Here is a 19,352-nt window from a genome sequence, read left to right as displayed (position 1 = left end):
ATTTTGATTCTTATCCCAATAGAAAAAGGGCAAATTCACTGGATGTAAATTTGCCCTTTCATTTTTGTATTTCTTATTGTTCAGGTTTTTCGTTTTCTGCCTGAGTAATTTTGAATTTCTTAGAAATAATCATAATAACCACTCCCGCGATCATAAACGGAATGGAAAGCACTTGTCCCGTATTCAGTCCGCCGATCTGGATGAACTCATCGCCCTGAGGTTCTTTAAGGAACTCTACAAAGAATCTTACAGCCCAAAGAATGATAAAGAACAGTCCGAACAACCATCCCTGCTGATATTTTTTATTTGTTTTTCTGTATAATACCCATAACAGGATGAACAGTAGGAAATATCCAACAGCTTCAAGAAGTTGGCCTGGATAACGTGGAACGGTAGCACCGTATTCACTGCTCTGCTGAGGGAAAAGAATAGCCAGTGGAGAATTAGGGTCAACAGCTTTTCCTACGATTTCAGAATTGAAGAAATTACCGATTCTTACGAAAGCGCCGCCTAAAGCAACCACAATTCCGATTCTGTCATACACCCAGAAAGGATTTTTCTTGATGATTTTAAAAGAATAATATAAAGTAGTGAAAATCAGAGCTATGGTAGCGCCGTGGCTCGCAAGTCCTGAAAATCCTGTGAATTTAAACCCATTTTTAGTGCTTATGGGTAAAAATACACTCCAGAAATCCTGCTTAAACAATTCCGGCTGATAGAAAATAACATGTCCTAATCTTGCACCAAGAATAGTTCCGATCAATGTCCACGTGAAAAGCGGCTCCAGATATTTCTGGTTGACATTATCAATTTTGAAGATTCTCAGCATTAAAAAATATCCGAAACCAAATGCAAAGACAAACATTAAACTATAGAAATGCAGGGTAACCGGTCCTAACTGAATACCTTTTGAAGGATCCCAGATTTTGAAAGGCGTTTCCAGCGCTACGGATTCAGATTCAGTGATAGGTTTTGCTGACTTTACAGCATATTTGAAAGCGGTGATATTGTCTTTTGTAGCAGGAGTTTCAATCAGTTTGAAATTTTTATCGAACAACTGATATTTGAAAGTTTTGTATTTCGCTAAAGTAATGATGCTTGATTCGAAATAAGCAGGTTCAAAATTTGACTCGTTAAAGATGACCAGAACATTGCTGTCCGTCGTTTTCTCAGGAAAAGCATTAAGATCAATGACTTCTGTGGTAGAATAGATCTTGACCGGAATGGCGGCTCCGTTTACTTTCAGAGTTCCGTCCGATAAACCTCCCGGATATTCCTGGGCGAATGCGAACTGGGTGATAAACGCAAATAAGACGAGATAAATTCTGAAAAATAGGTTACTCATTTCTATTGATTTAATAGTTTGTTACTGATTTAAATTTTTCGGCGGAACAGGGTCGTAGCCACTGCCTCCCCATGGGTGACATTTTGAAATTCTTTTAATGCCCATCCATAATCCTCTGAAAATACCATGCACCTGAAGCGCTTCCACCATATAATGAGAGCAGGTAGGTTCGTAACGGCAGTTTTTGGGAAGTAAGGGCGAAATAAACCACTGGTAAATTTTTATCAAAATTACCAAAGGAAAACTAATGATTTTATTGAATGTAAGTTTCAAAACAATGCAAAAATAGGGTAAAAAATTTAAAATTAGTTTAATTTTGTTATAAGTTTCAGGGATACAAAACCTGAATCTGTTCATCAAAAAAAATAAAATATCTTGAGCCAAAATACTCCGTTAGCCGAAAAATTAAGACCGAAAACCCTGGAAGAAGTTCTTGGGCAGGACCATCTTACCGGCGAAAAAGGCACGATCAGGAAGATGATCGAAAACGATGCACTGAATTCACTCATTCTTTGGGGACCTCCCGGAACAGGGAAAACAACGCTGGCCGAAATCATTTCTGAAAAATCAGGAAGAAAGTTTTATAAGCTTTCAGCAGTTTCTTCAGGGGTGAAAGACGTGCGCGATGTTATTGAAGATGCTAAAAAACAGAATTTATTTTCGGGAAAATCTCCCATTTTATTCATCGATGAGATCCACAGGTTTAATAAATCTCAGCAGGATTCACTTTTGCATGCTGTGGAGAAAGGATGGATTGTTTTAATTGGGGCAACTACAGAGAATCCAAGTTTTGAAGTGGTATCCGCTCTTTTATCAAGAAGCCAGGTCTATATTTTGAAGGCGCTGAGCTATGAAAAACTGGAAGAGTTAATTGATACGGCTTCACAGAGATACAATAAAGACGAAGGAACTCATTTTAAAATTGCAGAAAAAGAAGCGTTCATCCAATATTCAGGTGGAGATGCCAGAAAATTGATCAATTCAGTGGAACTGGTTCTTAATCAATACATGAATTCAAATAAGGAAGAGATCAGCAATGTGGATGTCCTGGATATTTTGCAGGAAACGATGGCGCTCTATGATAAAAACGGCGAGCAACATTATGATATTATCTCAGCCTTCATAAAATCTATGCGCGGTGGCGACCCGAACGGTGCTGTCTATTGGCTGGCAAGGATGATTGCAGGAGGTGAAGATATCAAATTTATTGCCCGTAGAATGCTGATTCTTGCCGCTGAAGATATCGGATTGGCTAATCCCAATGCTTTGGTCATTGCGAATAACTGTTTCCAGGCGGTGAATGTGATCGGAAACCCGGAATCAAGGATTATTCTAAGTGAAACCGCCGTATATCTGGCTGTTTCTCCTAAAAGTAATTCAACGTATATGGCGATCAATGATGCGCTGGCTCTGGTAAAACAAACCGGTAATCTACCTGTACCATTACATCTTAGAAATGCACCTACCAAACTTATGAAAGATCTGGACTACGGCAAAGAATATAAATATGCCCATTCTTACGAAGGAAATTTTGTAGATCAGGATTTTCTGCCGGAAGAAATTAGAAATGCAAAGCTTTATCAGCCCGGCAACAATGCTACGGAAAAGAAGATTTACGAAGAGCTTAAGAAAAAATGGAGCAACAGATATTAAATGACAAAAGGATACCGCGAGAGTATCCTTTTATTATAATATAGTTATGTACAATCTATTTGAGGTTGCTTACCTTTAAGAAAAGGGTTTTCTTACCGTTATAATCTTTAACTTCAGTACCGCCCATAATGTCACCGTAGATCTTTACGGTCGTGTCAGGAAATTCGTAACCTTCGATCATAACAGGTGTGTTTTCAGGAAGCCCGTTTTGTTCGTTCAGCTGAGCAAGAGATATTCTGTCCAGACCTTCAAAACCGTTTTTGATTTTTACTTCTGTAAGTCCTCTTTCGGCAAGGAAACTGTATTTTTTTAAACCTTGAGGAAGTCCTGCAGCACTTTTATAGGCATTTGAACTTTGAACAATAGCTTTTCTTGCATTGAACATGCCAACCGTACCGACAATATCATTGGCAACTGCAAATTTTACAGCAGGATTCTTCTGCGCAGATAATGCTACAGATGATAATATTAAAAAAGAGTAGAGTATTTTTTTCATAACGGGAATATGTAACTGTTAAAAACTGGATAAATATAATTAATTTTTACAAAATGTGAATGAATTTTTATGATATTTTAAATATTGCTTAGGAATAAAAACTTTTGTTAGGGATTTTCAATTTTGGAAATGTGCTATTTAAGCCTCTGTTTTAAGACAGGATCATGGAGTCTGGAAAAGAAGAGTTGTAGCCAATTAGCCAATAACTAACTCGTTTTATTCTTCTAGCTTAATTCTCGTGTTCCTCCTCTTTCTTATCTACCATGTTTTTAATAATATTCTTCAGTCTTTGGAATGTAAAAGAGCTCGATAATAAAATAATACCCAGCACAATAAATGCGGTGATTCTTGAGATATTATCCATCTGCCAGACATCATAGCTGTACAATTTCAGAATCATGATTCCGAAAAGGATAAAACCGATTCTGCTGTATTCGGGAATGTTCTTTTTTAAACTGATATAAATGAAAATACTGGACAGAACAGTCCATATAATAGGAAGATAGAGAATATTGAAATGCTCTTTGGCTTTATAAAGAAGGGAAACGTTACTCACAGAACCTACAAGATAGGTATTGTAAAACCCACAGCTTACAGCAATGACGATAGTCACTGAAATAGCCCAGTACGATAGATTTGTTTTATAAAAGTCTGGAATTGAAGAAGCATTCCATACCATATATATAAAAGGAATCCAGTGAAGGAAATGGATCATATAAAAACCGAAACTAAGTTCTTTGTATAAAACTGCCGAAGCAACTTCTGATGCAACAAATGAAGCATTGAAAGCAATCAGAATAAGGAACAGGTAAGTAAGTCCGGTCTGGATAGTAGTGTCGATATCCAGCTTTTTCCTTAACAGGATCAATGCGAAAATATAATAGATGCTGAACAGAAGCCCGATACTGGTGATAGCGGACCACGGCCTATGCGAAATATGATAAATGATTTCCAGCAGTAAGGCGAGATATATGATACCATAGCTTACAACAGCGAAAACGTTTTCAAAGAAATTATCTTCCTGTTTTCTTGTCTCATTGATTCTTTTTAATAAAAACAGATTGAGAATCGTGGTGGCAATCGTCACAAGGCTGGTTAAAAATACAGGATTGAAAACAATGCTCATGTTGTCTGTGTTGAAATATTCCGACCATGTCATCAGCTGAGCGATGATGACCAAAGGAAACAGCACATAGAAACATGTTTTGAAAATACCATGTCCGCTTTTTTTCCAGATATAAAGGAGAAGGGAGGCTTCTACTGCCCAAACGCTTGTGATAAGATGGGTTTTAAACTGAAGTGCCACTGCTACCGTGATCAGACTGATCGTGAGTGCTGCAAAAATGGAGTAGCTGAAACCAAAACTTTTCTTTCCGTATTCTCTTGCCAGAAGGACAGCGTTGACTGCCGCAAAAGCAAGCGGGAAGATAATAACCGGTTCATAGCTCAATGTTTTAAATATGTAGATCAGGCCGATAATGCTCGAAAAATTGATCAGGACAAGCATTAATGTATCCCATGGCGACAGAATATTTTTTTTGAAATAGTCCTGAAGAGCAAATAGGTAGAAAATAATGTAACTGATGATATAAAAGACAATACTGAGCAATTGAGTTTGTTCCGATGTCCAGTAAAAAAGGTAAATAGTGGTAAAGGCATAAGCCGTCCATCCCACACTTTTCCAGTGTTTAAGAAAGGAAGCGGCAAGCATACCCACATTAAGGAGGGTGAGATAAGTGAAAAGGAAAGGGTAGTTGCTCTGTCCTGTACTGATCATCAGTGGAGCGGTAAATCCTCCCAATAGAGCAATAATAATTAATACTTCACTTTTATAATAATAGGCAAGGACGATCGAAACAATCGTGATCAGAGTAGTAATAACGAATGCTGTATTCTGAGTAAACAAATGGTATTCCCGGAAAGCGATGGTGGTTGTAAAATACAAAACGGCAATTCCACCTCCTGTAATGATGGAGGCAAATACGGCATAATTCTTCCGTAGAAAATGTCCAATGAGCATAATTCCTGCTCCGGCAGCCAGACCCAGCCCTGCTCTCGGAGTTTCTCCGATCCAGTTTTTATCTATCGCGTATTTGACAAAATAACCGATCCCAAGAACGAGTGTGAAAATACCAACAATGGTCAGAATGTTTTGCTTTAAAAAGTCAAAAAAAGGTTGCATCCAGTCTTTTTGCGGCTGAGACCGTAAAGGAGTTTCTTCGGTGATTCTTTCCTCGTGCGCTGTATGTTCCTGCACAGGATGAGAAGTTGCTGTTTCTATCACAGGCAGATGCTCCTGTTCTTTTCGTTGCTGAACAAGAATGTTTTGATGAGGCTGTTTGATTTTAGAATTCAGATCATCAACTTCCTTCTCCAGTCTTCTGATCTTATTATTAAGATGGCTGAAGATAAAGATGACCGCTATAATTAATATCGTCAGGAGAATTTCACTCATTCTTTAGTTTTTATCAAATATAGAGCAAATGTTTTTAACCCCTGAGAAAAATTAATCCATCACATATTCTGTGATGGATTAACTGTGCAGAGCGATTAAATTATGTTCTTAATTAATTTGAAACTTTGTAAACGTAGAAAGATCCTACACTGGCTCCCAGTAATCCGATGTCTAGAGCAGAAGATCCTGTAAGTCCAAATGAGATTTTGTCTCCCGCCTCGAAGCTATACATGGAGTTGATAGAGCTTTCAGAGATGGTTAAACTTAAAAGCAACGGAATGGTAAGACCACTGAATGAACGGCTGTCAAGAAGAGTTCCTACTCCCGCTCTGTTTCTGAAGATACCAATTCCCGGAGTATTCGTTAAAATAGCAGCCTGAAGACCTGAACCGTAACGGAACGAAAATGCCACATTATAGACACCATCTGATGGAATGATGTATGTATTATCCGTATCCGAGAACAATGCTGCAGATCCTACTGATCTTTCAGAAGCTACAAAGTTGACAGCCCTGAATCCAGCAGGGAAAAGACCTAAACTCAGAAGATTAATTCCTGTAGTTTTTTTGGCGGCATAAACACTGGTATTCACGGTAGAACTGTAAAGCAACTGGGGATCCACTTTGGCTATCTGGGAACTTCCGGTATTGAGTGCCAGAATTTCATAACCTGGAAGAGCTGGGGTTAAAGGAATGTCTCGAACCTTAATAGTTCCGTTTACATCTAGCGTAGCGCTTGGCGTACTAGTATTAATTCCAACTTGTGAGAATACGGGAACGACGGATAAAGCTAAGAATAAGCTGTAAATTTTGGTTTTCATGAGTAAGTTTTTTAATTAGTTTTCAAATTTTATAATGCAAAAATCATGCCTTATTTATGATTTATTCATTTATAATTTGATAAAGATAAGAATAATTTAATTATATCTCTAATTATTGATGTTTAATATTTCGTAATATAGTTATGAATCTTTATTTTAGAATTTTTAACCGATGTAAAAGTATGTAATTTATTTAATATATCACGTATTAATGATTTAATATGTGTTGAAAAATCACTCTATATTGTCACTTTTTGTGACAGATTGTGCTGCAATTATGTCAGTAATCCCTTTATTGGTGGGGGAATTTAATAAAAAAACACTGCTTTTGGAGCAGTGTTAATTTAATGGTTTCGATAGTTTTATTTTTTTAGCTTTCAAGAAGAAATTCCTTATAATTTCCCAGGAAATCAACCTCCGCGTTGATCGATTGAAGTTCGAGAAGTGCGTTTCCATGCAGGATATCTTCCCATTTTCCCTGTACATTGATAAAGAAGAAGTAATTCCCGAGTCCGGTTTTCAGAGTCCTGGATTCAATCTTGCTGAGGTTCATTTTTCTCCACGCGAAAACGGAAAGAACCTGATGCAGTCCACCAGGATGATCTTCCGGAAGATTAATCAGCATCCCGGATTTTTCTCCCAAAACTTCAAGGTCCGGGTTGTTATATTTCGTTTGTTTTTTGGAAATAACGATAAAACGGGTATGGTTCTGTTCAAAATCCTGAATATTCCTGTGGACAATATTCAACCCATATAAATTAGCCGCAAACTGATTGGCAACCGCAGCTATTTTCAAATCCTTATTTTCCGAAACATACTTTGCTGCTGCAGCAGTTGATGAAAAATCCTGTCTTGTAACTTCTTTAAATTGGCTGTCCAGGAAGTGAAAGCTCTGTGCAAGTGCTTGCGGATGTGAATAAATTTTTTCTACCTCCTCCATGTTATTTTCCGGATGGATCATCAGGTGGTGGGCAATTGGCATTACGCCTTCCGCTTCAATTTTGATAGAAGGAGTTTTATAGAGATAATCCAGCGTCATAGAAACTGTTCCCTCAATAGAATTTTCCAGAGGGACTACAGCTTGATCAGCTTCTCCATTCTCCACGGCATTAAAACAGTCTAAAATATTAGCCTGTGGCAGAAGTTCTTCATCCGGAAAAAGCTGTGTGGCCGCAAGCTGTGTGAAACTTGCATGAGGGCCCAAAAAGGCGATCTTCATATGTATTGTATATAAATGTAGATAATAGTATTATTCAAATTTGAAGTACAAAGATGCAAATTAGTTTAAAAACAACCACTTTTCATGATCAGGTTCCTTCAATTTTCTACCGCCGGTCTTCAGTTTACCACTTGCAACCTACAACCTAAAATCTGCAACCTTCTACCTAAAGTCTGCTCCCTAAAACCTATTCTTTCCAGTGCTCTTCAATCAGCTTCATCAGAAAATCCGGACACCTGATGACTTTATTGGTTTTTGCATCTAAAAAGAAAAGAGTGGTAGAGGCTTCGGTGATTTTTACCTGCTCCTCATTGAAAATTTCGTATTCAAATTCTATTCTTACCCCTGGAATTTTTTTAATATAAGTGTGGATTTCTAATTTTTGGTCATACAGTGCCGGACGGAGATATTTAATTTTATAGTCCGAAACAGGAAGCCAAATTCCTTGGTTTTCAATTTCATCGTATGCCATTCCAATGTTTCTGAACAGTTCAACTCTGCCAATCTCGAAGTACTGTGCGTAGTTCCCATAGTACACATATTTCATAGGGTCTGTTTCTCCGTAACGTACTCGTATTGAGTGTGTTGTGTGTATCATTTTTGTGCCTTATTTATACATACAAATATATTTTTAAATAATCAATACCTGCAATATTTTTTTTTGAAAAGAAAAAATTGGACCTTTGTCTTCCTTCTACAAAAAGTACTAACAACGAACTAATCGGGGCATAAATATGGATGAAAATTTAATGATGATATGGCGGAAGTGCCTTCAGTTCATGCGGGATAATTTGAACGCAGCTGAAGACAATTCTGATCTAAAGAAGCTTGAAAAATCCTTCGACATGCTATTCGATAAGGTACAGCCACTTTCGTTGGTTGCCAATAACCTTACGCTTATAGTGCCGAGCGATTTTTACAAGGAATATATTGAGGATAATTACCTATCCCTGCTTTCTGCTGCCCTGAAGAAAAATCTTGGAAAAGGAGTGAAATTGTGGTACTCTGTCATGGAAAACAGGCCTACCGGAGAGGAAAAGCCAATGACTATGAATATGAAGGGGAAAAGCGTTCCTACACCAAAAATGCAGGAGACGATGCCACAAGGATTCTCTGCCAATATTGTTAATCCTTTTGTACTTCCGGGAATAAGAAAAGTAAATATAGACTCGAACCTGAAGTCTGACTATTCTTTCGATAATTACATAGAAGGAGAAAGTAATAAATTTGCTGCCACAGTAGCCAGATCTATTGCTAAAAGACCAGGAGCAACCGCTTTCAATCCATTATTTCTTCACGGAGGATATGGAGTAGGAAAGACTCACTTGGGACAGGCTGTAGGCCTTGAGGTAAAAAGCCAGTTTCCGGATAAAGTAGTTCTTTATCTGTCTTCTGAGAAATTCATCCAGCAGTTTATCTCTGCTGCGAAAGCCCATAAGCAAACTGAGTTTGCGAACTTCTACCAGATGGTAGATGTTTTGATCATTGATGATATTCAGTTCCTGTCCGGTAAATCTGCGACACAGGACAGTTTCTTCCATATCTTTGATCATTTACACCAGAACGGAAAGCAGATCATCCTTACCTCTGATAAGGCGCCTGCTGACATTATGGATATTCAGGAAAGAATTGTTTCCCGTTTCAAATGGGGACTTTCTGCCGAAATCAAATCTCCGGATCTTTCTACAAGAAGACAGATCATTGTAGATAAATTAAGCAGAGACGGAATCGTTCTTCCTGGAGATATGCTTGATTTCCTTGCTGCTGAAGCTAAAACGAATGTAAGAGAGCTGATCGGAGTCATCAACTCTGTGATCGCTTACTCTACGGTTTATAAAACAGACTTAAGTCTTGAATTGCTGAAAGATACCATCAATAAGATCGCAGCCAACCAGAAAAAAGTAATCAATATTCCTTATATTCAGGAAGTGGTATGTGATTATTTTGGAATCAAAAAAGAACAGCTTCTTTCCAAGACAAGAAAAAGAGAAATCGCTCTACCAAGACAATTGGCGATGTATTTCTCAAAAGAGCTAACGAATGCCACCTTTACAAAGATCGGTGAAGAAATGGGAGGAAAAGACCATTCAACAGTAATGTACGCTTGTGACACCATCAAAGATGTGTCGAAAATTGATAAAGAAGTCAAGAAGTACGTTAAAGATCTTGCAGAAAGAATCAAAAAATAGAAAATAATTTAATCTGAATAAATTGAAATGGAGAATAGTTTTATTCTTCATTTTTTATTTAGTTTTGTGGCTGGTCAATGGTTCTGAAATCTTTTAATCATTAAATCATTTAATCTTTCAATTAAAAAAACGATATGAAAATATTGATGGTCTGTCTCGGAAATATCTGCAGAAGTCCTTTAGCAGAAGGAATTATGAAGACAAAGCTCCCGGAAAACTTTTTGGTAGACTCCGCAGGAACAATTTCCATGCATGAAGGAAAGCATCCGGATAAAAGAGCAATAAAAACAGCGGCTAATCATCATATTGATATTTCAAATCAGAAATCCAGACCGATTACCAAAGCGGATTTGGAGGTTTTTGATAAGATCTACTGCATGGATATTGACGTGTATGAAGATGTGATCTCAAAAACTAGAAATGAAGAACAGCGTCAGAAAGTTTCATTATTTCTGGAAGCTGCGGGTGATCACAAAAATGCTGAGGTTCCCGATCCGTACTGGGGAGATATGAAAGATTTTGAAGAGGTTTTCCAGTTGTTGGACAGAGGTTGTGATGCTATTAAGAAACAAATCCTGACTTAAATGTATCTGCTGAGGCAAGCGGTATTTTTACACAGAGAAAGAAATTCTTACCTTTGTTAAAATAAACGACGAATGGGAAATTTCAGCCATTACATTTTCCGTTGAACTCGCTCATCATTTCAAACAAACTTCTTTGCAAGAAAGAACTAAAAAACAATAAAATGCTTTTTTTACTCCCAGCTTATCTATCTGAAAATACTTCTATCACTCATTTTTCACCTGTTTTGAAAGAATACATCATGCAGACGGATTATTTCTTTGTAGAAAACGAGAAAACAGCCAGAAAAGTGGTGAAATTCTTTGCTCCCGAAAAGAAACAGTCAGACCTGAAGCTTTTTCTACTGGATAAATACACGGAAAATGCCGATATCAAAGAAGCTCAGAACCTGATGATGCAGGGGAAGGATTTCGGACTCCTTTCTGAGGCGGGTCTTCCATGTATCGCTGATCCCGGAAATCTTATTGTGAAATGGTGTCATGAGAAAAATATCAGAGTGATCCCACTTTCAGGGCCTTCATCTATTATTTTAGCTTTGATTTCCAGTGGCTTTAATGGTCAGGAATTTACCTTCCATGGTTATCTTCCGATAGATAAAAGTGAGAAGAAAAAGCAGATCCAGCGTCTTGAAAGCCTGGTACAACAAACCGGATATTCTCAGATCTTTATGGAAACTCCGTACAGGAATAATCCGCTTTTTGAAGATTTGACCAAATTCTTGTCTCCGAACACAAAGCTCTGTATCGCAGCCAATATCAACGATCCGGAACATGAGTTTATCCAGACAAAAACGATCAACGATTGGAAAAAAGCAAAGCCGGAGCTTCACAAAATTCCCGCAGTATTCGTACTGGGAAAATAAAAGGTTGAAAAGATAAAATTTTTTCGGATTTACACTCATCAATTCCATCTCTTAACACTGATTGACACTAAGAAAAGTGGTGGCGATCGGTGGTTTTGTGATGTTTTTAATTTGCAGATAATTCATAATAAATATTAAAATAGAATAATTTATTTACATAATTGATTTATGTTGATTAATATTAATCATAATTATATTTATTTATGTTAATTTTTAATTAATTGTATTATTTATCATATGTTTTTTTAAATTTGAGTATTGCTTTGTCGGGTCCGTTTACCATGCTTCAATAACTAAGCTAATCTCAGAAGTTTTGCAGTGCTTAATTTGTAAAACATCAGCAAAAAATTCTTTAGAATATCCACCCATAATTTTAATCATACACAGGTTTGAAAATACTGGATTTGTCATGTTTTCAAAAAAACGGGTGATTAGAAAATAGAGTAGAGTCTTTTCTCTGGATTAGCAAACCGTAATAAAACACCTTAAATAATTAAATATGATTAAACTTAGAATTTTTTTTTCAGCACTATTGTTGTGCGCTCTGGCATTTTCTTCAACACAGCTGTCAGCCCATGGATATGTGATGAGTCCGGCTTCACGGGGCTATCAGGGAAGTCTGGATAAAGCTACATTAGGATATACCGCCGCATTGGGAATATATGGCAGCGTCATTAATGAACCGGGATCTCTTGAAGCCAAAAAAGGATTTCCGGCATTGGGTCCGGCAGATGGAATGATTGCTTCTGCCAGTGGAAGTATAGGAGGGAACACTATTCTCGATATTCAAACCGCTGACCGATGGAAGAAAACCAATATCACAACCGGCGTGAATACTTTTATCTGGAAGTATCTCGCTTATCACGCCACAGCAAAATGGCATTATTATATGACGAAACCGGGCTGGAATCCCAATCAGCCGCTTTCCCGTCAGAACCTTGAGCTTATAGGCGAGGTGGTTCATAATGGGACACCACCACAGGATAATACGCCGCATCATATTACCATTCCGGCTAATCGCCAGGGATATCATGTGATTCTCGCCGTTTGGGATGTTGCAGATACGGCTAATGCATTTTATAATGTAATCGACGTGAATGTACAGTCTACGGTAACACCTACGCAACCCGCTATGCCAACCGGATTGGCTAAAATAAGTGTAACGAGTTCTTCTGCAAAAATCGGCTGGACACCACAAGCAGATGCTGCCTCTTACACGGTTTTCCGTAACGGACAGGCTATACAGACCGTAAACGTTCCTGAATTTGAAGACCAGGGTTTATCTGCCAATACGAATTATACTTATGAAGTACAGGCGAAAGGTTCTACAGGACTGACCTCACCGAAAAGCGCACCGCTTATTGTAAAGACGAATGACCAAAGCACGCCTGAAAAACCTGTAGCTCCGTCAAACCTCCACTCAATGGGAGCCACTGAAAACTCTGTTTCGCTGATGTGGATGGCTTCAAATCATACTTTGGGTATTAAAAACTATCAGGTCTTTGAAAATGGAGTTAAGGTTGCAGAAACCACACAAACCAGCTTCTTACGTACAGGTTTGGTCCAAGATACTGAATACCGCTACACTATAAAAGCTGTCGCGAAGAACGATCAAATCTCCGATGCCAGTAATGAATTAAAAATCAGGACTAAAAAAATAGAAGGCGGAAATGGACAGGTCTACTGTGGAGCACAGCAATATAATCCTGCCAATGCTTATCCAACGGCTCAGACAAGTGTATTCTATGCCTGTAAAATCTGGAAAAACAAATGGTATGCTAATCCGAATGAACTTCCAGGAAGCAATATGGTTTGGGAGGAAATCAGTGCATGTACTGAAGGTCCGAACTGTCAGACAAGCGGTCCTGTTACCTATTGCGGATCTCAGTCCTATAATCCGGCAAAAGCTTATGCAGCTGCAGGTACCAAGGTATTCCATGCCTGCAAAATCTGGGAAAATAAATGGTATGCTAATCCGGGAGAAGCACCCGGAAGCAATGCCGTCTGGAAAGTGGTAAGCAATTGCAATGAAGGTCCGGAATGTACAGTTGCAGGGCGAAATAGTCAGGATGATGATCTTTCAGTCATTGTATCGGATGATCAGATTAATTTTGCACCGGAAAGCTATTACGGAAAAATCAGTGAAGTGAAGGTATTCAATACACAGGGACTTCAGATGCTTTCTTCCGGAAATGTTTCAAAGAACAGCTTAAATATTAGTACTCTTCAACGTGGAATTTATTTTGTGAAAATTCAGTATAAAGATGGTGGAAGTGTCACTAAAACGATCAAAAAGTAGTTCAGAAATTAAAATAAATAATTAACAGCCGCCGCCTTCATCGTAAGGCGGCTTTTCTATTAATAGCTTTTAAAGAAAACATTAACAGGATTAAAAATATTCCTTTTTGAGCTTCTTTCAACATTTAACAGCCCTTAACATCCGCTTTGCATCATTCTTGTGTTGTATAGGGTATAACACCAAAAAAAATAAATTATGTCAGACAAGAAATTAGCAGGACTTTGGATCGATACAGAAAAGGCAGTGGTAGTAAAAAATCATGATGCTCAGAATGCATTCAAGTTTTTCCTTTGCAGCCCGGTAAAAGCGGAAATACAGCATGGGAACTCCAGTGAAAATGCCGCGAATAATGCAGAACGTACCAACAGAGTCAAGTTCTTTAAAGAAGTGGAGCATCTTCTGACCAATTCCCAGGAAGTCTATATTACAGGCCCGGGAACCATTCAGGAAGAGCTGAAAAAGTATCTTCACGATACGGCTCAATTTAAAAACCTTACGATAACATTAGATACAGCGCAGAAAATGTCGGACGAGCAGGTGCTCGAGACGGTTAAAGATTATTTCAATGCTTAAGTCATTGATAGTGCAGTAAAAATCCGGATATCAGCGATATCCGGATTTTTATTTATATATGAAAAGTTACTCTAGTGATACGATTGGCTACTAACCCGAACCTCGGATCTCGAACCCTCGCATTATTTTGCTCTTCCCGCTCTCCACTTTCTCCACAGATAAATAAGGATTGGAATGAGTAATAAAAACGGCCAGAATGAAATAATTCCCAACAGAAAGCTCACAAAACTATTCCAGCCTTCAGTCACAGAATCCCCGAAACGGCTTCCAAAACCAATTTTAGAAGTGGCAGAGCTTCTTACTTTTTCTTTGTATAAACTCAGATTGAGTGTGCTGTAATTCACCCGGTCATCAATGAAACGGAGTCTGCCTTCTGCTACATCTATTTCATCTTCAAGTTCACGGATTTTCTCTTGGATTTCAATCATATCTTTTGTGGTAGAAGCACTTCTGAGCATATCACGGTACTTTTCCAGATAGATTTTTTTATTGGCTAATTTGATGGAAACATCGGTATATTCTTCGGTGACATCATCAGACGAAATATTTTTGGACAAAACAGAACCTACTCCGTCAGAAAATGAATTGATCAGCGCATCGAAATTTTTATGCGGAACACGGATGACCAGATCCAGATTATCGTCTACATCAGTGTTTTGGAACTGTTCCGTTTGGATATAAGCATTATTTTTTTTCAGAATATTTGCCACCTGACTTTGAGCTTTTTTAATATCTCCCACCTGGAGTTTCATATTCCCGTTTTTGATGACTTTTTTGGCAATAGTGTCAATCTTTTTAGGGGTTACGGAGGGTTGCGCAGACACATTTTCATCCGGTAGTAGTTTTTCACTGATCGTATTTGAAGGAGCTACTTGTGGTGACTTAGAAGCTTCCATTTCATAATCAGCAACGGCTACTGCTTTATCAGCTGATGCGGACGGAGAGGAAGTGGCAACATCCAGCTCGGATTTCTTGCATCCGCTCATCAAAAGGAGTATGCAGAAAGGTAAAAATAATTTTCTCATGAATATTTTTTAAAGAAGCTTATCAAAAATTATGCTTAAAACTTAATTTTATTAAAAATTCATACTATTTTATTAAAATACCTGTGATTTAATCATTAAGCTTTTTTGTTGGAAAAACGCAAAAGGGCGGAAATAAATTTGAAAAGATGATGTGCTAAGGCGGTAGGATTTTATCGCAGATAAAATTGTATACTGCTCATTAAACGCCAGTTAACTTGCTAAAAATCTTTGATTTTTTTGCGCCTTAAAATATTCTCAATTTTGTTCATGCTTTGCGTTCCTTTGCGTTTTTCCAACAAAATATTATTAAAATTTGAATGCTATGTTTTTTTGCTTTAAGTTGTATGGATATTTAAGGGGCAGGAAAATCAAAAATTTTTCAATTGGATCAATGTACATGATCTGTTTTTTCTTTTTCATTCTTGAGGAAAATAAAAGGTTAATATAATTTGAAATCTAAATTATTTTCTATTTTTAATGAATGAAAAAAAGTCTTTTAGCATTCGTATTTTCTCCATTCCTACTATATGCCCAGGAAGTTCCGAAACTGACCGATGAAATGGCAGCTAAACTACTGGAAAAACCACTTCACTGCATTAATCAGGAATATCCAAATAAAACAGCCCATATCATCAATAACGCCGGCGAGGTTACTTTGACTCCAAAAGATCTTCACCCAAGCTTCTATGGCTGTTTCGATTGGCACAGCTCCGTTCATGGACACTGGATGCTTGTAAGATTGCTGAAGACGAAACCTAATCTGGCTAATGCAAAAGACATTGAAAAAATTCTTGACAATTCGTTAAATAAAGAAAATCTACAGGCCGAAGCTGATTATTTCACAAAATATCAACTGACCACAACGTTTGAAAGAACCTATGGTTGGGCGTGGCTTCTGAAACTGGATGAGGAGCTGACCACCTGGAATCATCCTAAAGCTAAGATCTGGCATGAAAATTTAAAACCATTAACAGATAAGATCTTACAGTCATGGAAAGCGTATCTTCCTAAACAGACTTATCCGAACAGAACCGGAGTTCACCCCAATACAGCTTTTGGTCTGGCATTCGCCATCGATTGGGCTAAAGCGAATCATGACGTAAAATTCGAGAACCAGCTCAAGGAAAAAGCGAAATATTTTTACGGTAAAGATCAGAAAACACCAGCTTATCTGGAACCGGACGGATCTGATTTCTTTTCGCCAAGTCTTGAAATTGCAGACCTGATGAGAAGGGTATTGCCACAAAAAGAATTTGTCCTGTGGCTGAACAACTTTTACGAGAAGAGAAGTTTAGAGAATATTGAGAAAATTCCGATTGTCAGTGATCTGAGCGATTATCAGACCGTTCATCTTGTTGGACTTTCTTTTTCCAAAGCGTGGTGTATGAAAGGAATCTCAAAAGCGCTTCCTGACGGGCATCCATTGAAAAAAGACTTTAAGAAAACAGCCGATGTATTTTTAGCCAACGGACTTCCTATGCTATTTCAGGGGAATTATGGCGGAGATCACTGGCTGGCAAGCTTTGCGGTTTATTCTCTGGAAGACTAAATTATTGTAGGCGCAGAATATATTGGCTACATTTGTGTTATGTCAGCTTTAGAAAAATTCGGTGTTGAAATTTTCACTCAGCATAATATTTTCGAGAGAATTTCTGCGGATAAACCTTTCCGTCCGGAAAACCCTGCTTTTATTTTTATTAAATCGGGTACTATAAAACTCCGTCAGCATTTCAGCGATCTGGAGCTTTCAGCTAATATGTTTATGGTCACCGATCCTCAGACGATTTATGAGATGGTTTCCGTGAGCGGCGATTTCCAGTCCAGGATGGTTTCTTACAAAAGAGAATTTATTTCCGCGTTATCTCTGAAATTCAACAGGTTGATCACGTATCGCTATTTCCGCCAGCAGATGAACAGGGGAGTTCCTTTTCCCGAAAGTGAAATGGAAGTAGTCTGGAAAAGCGTCAATTTCCTCAAATATATTTTAGATTCAGAAACCGAAATGCTCTATAAAAAGGAAATGGTAGAGCATCTTTTCTCTGTTTTCTGCTATCAGATGGCCGGAATTATTTCAAAAGAGGATAATTATTCCATGAATCAGATGTCCAGACAGGAAGAGATCGTTTTTGTATTCCTAACAGACCTTGCCGAACATCATCTGACAGAGAGAACCGTTGAGTTTTATGCCGAGCGGCAATCGATTACAACCAGACATCTTTCATCGGTCGTAAAATCCATTACAGGGAAGTCCGCCAGCCAGATCATCGCTTTGATTGTGATGAATGAGGCAAAAGTACTTTTAAACTCCTCCAATAAACCGGTTTCGGAAGTTTCTTCTATCCTTGGTTTCAGTGATCAGTATGCGTTTTCCCACTTTTTTAAAAAACATCTGGAAGTGAGTCCCAGACAGTACAGACATCAATTCGAAAGTTAAAATCTTACATTTGAACATCTTTTTCCAAAATTCAAACATTTGATTGAATTTGTTGTCGCCGTAACTTTGTATTCGTAAAACAAGGTAAAATGACAAATAACATAAAAACAGCACTATCACTCGTGATAGCTCTATTCCCTGCGCTGTTTTTTTCTCAACAGATCAAACAGATGACCGCAGGTGAAGCCGCCGATCTGGCTGTGAAAAACCACCAGCAGTTAAAAGTGGCTGCCCAGAATATTGACATTGCAAAACAGAATACAAATGTTGCAAAACTTCAGCAGCTTCCTAACATCACAGCATCTACCAGTCAGTTCTATTTGGGAGATGCGGTAGCTATCGATAAAGATTTTTCGAATTCAACCAATATTCCGATGCCTCATTACGGAAGCTCGTATGCTGTACAGGCTACCCAATTGATCTTTAAAGGAGGTTTGGTAAGCAAATCCATTGAAATGGCCGGTCTGCGTGAGCAGCTTTCTGAACTGGATCTGGAAAAAAATAAACTTGATGTAAAATTTCTGGTGATCTCCAATTATCTGGACGTTTATAAAATGTTCAATCAGGAAACCGTTTTTGAAAATAATAAAAAACTGGCTCAGGAACGTCTGAAAAATATCCAGAAATTCTATCAACAAGGAATGGTGACCCGTAATGAAGTAATCCGTGGAGAACTAGCCATTAAAAATCTTGATCAGGGTATTCTGACGCTGACGAATAATAAAAAGATTCTTAATTACAATTTAAATATTGCCTTAGGACTTCCTTCGGAAACAGAAATCGTTCCCGTTGAAAGTTTAACGGATAAAGAATCCGGAATCGGGATAGATTACTACATGGATCTTGCTCATGACAGCAATCCTCAGTTGAAATCAGCAAAGAAAAATATTGATGTTGCCGATAAGAACATTGAAATTATTAAAACAGATCAGATGCCAACATTATCCGGTTTCGGAGGGTACACTTTACAGCGTCCGATTACGAATAGAAATCCAGTTTTGGATATGTATTCCGGAGGATGGCAAGCTGGCGTTTCACTGAGCTATAATATCGATAATTTATACAAGACCAAAGAAAAAGTAAAGCTTGGTGAATTACAGAAAAATCAGGCCGGCGATGCGGTGACACTGGTTCAGCAGAATGTAGATATGGCAGTGAATGCAGCGTATGTGAAATACCAGGAATCGATCCAACAGGCTGACATCCTGAATGATTCAAAAAGACTGGCAGAAGAAAACTACAAGATCACGGAAGCTAAATACTTAAACCAATTGGCGGTACAGGCTGAAATGATCGATGCGCAGAATCAGAAACTTCAGTCGGAGCTGGATTTTGCCAATGCGGAGATCAATGTGCTGTATCAATATTATAACCTGCTGAAGGCTTCAGGAACGCTTTAA

At 38.1% G+C, this 19,352-nt stretch carries 17 protein-coding genes; 9 read left to right on the top strand and 8 right to left on the bottom strand.

The annotated features are described in order from the left end of the window. Positions 1-73 precede the first annotated feature (73 nt). On the bottom strand, positions 74-943 hold the full coding sequence (gene lgt / locus N0B48_RS02010; RefSeq protein ID WP_283950690.1) for a prolipoprotein diacylglyceryl transferase: 870 nt from the start codon (positions 941-943) through the stop codon (positions 74-76). 423 nt (positions 944-1,366) lie between these two features. Continuing rightward, positions 1,367-1,618 (bottom strand): membrane protein insertion efficiency factor YidD, encoded by a 252-nt coding sequence (gene yidD, locus N0B48_RS02005; RefSeq protein WP_259836281.1) that lies wholly within the window; start codon positions 1,616-1,618, stop codon positions 1,367-1,369. A gap of 102 nt (positions 1,619-1,720) precedes the next feature. On the opposite strand from yidD, the gene N0B48_RS02000 reads away from it, so the two are divergent. Further along, complete coding sequence (locus N0B48_RS02000; protein WP_259836280.1) at positions 1,721-2,998, top strand: replication-associated recombination protein A; 1,278 nt, start codon at positions 1,721-1,723, stop codon at positions 2,996-2,998. Between the two features lie 55 nt (positions 2,999-3,053). On the opposite strand, the gene N0B48_RS01995 is transcribed toward N0B48_RS02000, so the two are convergent. The 5 genes from N0B48_RS01995 to N0B48_RS01975 all read right to left on the bottom strand — a co-directional run bounded on the left by N0B48_RS01995 (position 3,054) and on the right by N0B48_RS01975 (position 8,586). Beyond that, positions 3,054-3,494 (bottom strand): hypothetical protein, encoded by a 441-nt coding sequence (locus tag N0B48_RS01995; protein WP_259836277.1) that lies wholly within the window; start codon positions 3,492-3,494, stop codon positions 3,054-3,056. A 229-nt stretch (positions 3,495-3,723) separates the two neighbouring features. Further along, positions 3,724-5,949, bottom strand: coding sequence for a DUF2339 domain-containing protein (locus N0B48_RS01990; RefSeq protein WP_259836274.1), 2,226 nt, complete (start codon positions 5,947-5,949; stop codon positions 3,724-3,726). A gap of 112 nt (positions 5,950-6,061) precedes the next feature. Next, positions 6,062-6,769, bottom strand: coding sequence for a hypothetical protein (locus N0B48_RS01985; RefSeq protein ID WP_259836273.1), 708 nt, complete (start codon positions 6,767-6,769; stop codon positions 6,062-6,064). 370 nt (positions 6,770-7,139) lie between these two features. Then, the gene (gene pheA / locus N0B48_RS01980) at positions 7,140-7,988 is read right to left on the bottom strand and encodes a prephenate dehydratase (protein WP_259836271.1); all 849 of its coding nucleotides are present in this window, start codon (positions 7,986-7,988) and stop codon (positions 7,140-7,142) included. A 187-nt stretch (positions 7,989-8,175) separates the two neighbouring features. Continuing rightward, on the bottom strand, positions 8,176-8,586 hold the full coding sequence (locus tag N0B48_RS01975; protein WP_259836269.1) for an acyl-CoA thioesterase: 411 nt from the start codon (positions 8,584-8,586) through the stop codon (positions 8,176-8,178). Between the two features lie 136 nt (positions 8,587-8,722). Between N0B48_RS01975 and dnaA the strand changes: the two genes are divergently transcribed. From dnaA to N0B48_RS01950, 5 genes are all read left to right on the top strand, one after another. After that, positions 8,723-10,177, top strand: coding sequence for a chromosomal replication initiator protein DnaA (dnaA, locus tag N0B48_RS01970; protein WP_259836267.1), 1,455 nt, complete (start codon positions 8,723-8,725; stop codon positions 10,175-10,177). Positions 10,178-10,311: 134 nt separating this feature from the next. Next, positions 10,312-10,761, top strand: a complete 450-nt coding sequence (locus N0B48_RS01965) for a low molecular weight protein-tyrosine-phosphatase (protein WP_259836266.1) — start codon at positions 10,312-10,314, stop codon at positions 10,759-10,761. A gap of 161 nt (positions 10,762-10,922) precedes the next feature. Beyond that, a complete protein-coding gene (locus tag N0B48_RS01960) occupies positions 10,923-11,621 on the top strand; it encodes an SAM-dependent methyltransferase (protein ID WP_259836264.1) in 699 nt (232 codons plus the stop codon). A 499-nt stretch (positions 11,622-12,120) separates the two neighbouring features. Next, entirely contained in the window at positions 12,121-13,920 is a 1,800-nt protein-coding gene (locus tag N0B48_RS01955) for a lytic polysaccharide monooxygenase (RefSeq protein WP_259836262.1), read from the top strand. 195 nt (positions 13,921-14,115) lie between these two features. Beyond that, the gene (locus N0B48_RS01950; protein ID WP_099766631.1) at positions 14,116-14,493 is read left to right on the top strand and encodes a hypothetical protein; all 378 of its coding nucleotides are present in this window, start codon (positions 14,116-14,118) and stop codon (positions 14,491-14,493) included. 122 nt (positions 14,494-14,615) lie between these two features. Here the strand turns inward: N0B48_RS01950 and N0B48_RS01945 are convergent, their stop codons facing one another. After that, on the bottom strand, positions 14,616-15,518 hold the full coding sequence (locus N0B48_RS01945; protein ID WP_259836257.1) for a DUF4349 domain-containing protein: 903 nt from the start codon (positions 15,516-15,518) through the stop codon (positions 14,616-14,618). 481 nt (positions 15,519-15,999) lie between these two features. On the opposite strand from N0B48_RS01945, the gene N0B48_RS01940 reads away from it, so the two are divergent. The 3 genes from N0B48_RS01940 to N0B48_RS01930 all read left to right on the top strand — a co-directional run bounded on the left by N0B48_RS01940 (position 16,000) and on the right by N0B48_RS01930 (position 19,352). After that, entirely contained in the window at positions 16,000-17,067 is a 1,068-nt protein-coding gene (locus tag N0B48_RS01940; RefSeq protein WP_259836254.1) for a DUF2891 domain-containing protein, read from the top strand. A gap of 39 nt (positions 17,068-17,106) precedes the next feature. Beyond that, positions 17,107-17,952, top strand: a complete 846-nt coding sequence (locus N0B48_RS01935; protein WP_259836252.1) for a helix-turn-helix domain-containing protein — start codon at positions 17,107-17,109, stop codon at positions 17,950-17,952. A gap of 89 nt (positions 17,953-18,041) precedes the next feature. Next, positions 18,042-19,352, top strand: coding sequence for a TolC family protein (locus tag N0B48_RS01930; RefSeq protein WP_259836249.1), 1,311 nt, complete (start codon positions 18,042-18,044; stop codon positions 19,350-19,352).

This window comes from Chryseobacterium herbae (genome assembly GCF_025154075.1).
GTDB lineage: Bacteria > Bacteroidota > Bacteroidia > Flavobacteriales > Weeksellaceae > Chryseobacterium > Chryseobacterium herbae.
This window is presented reverse-complemented; position numbering and strand designations above follow the sequence as displayed.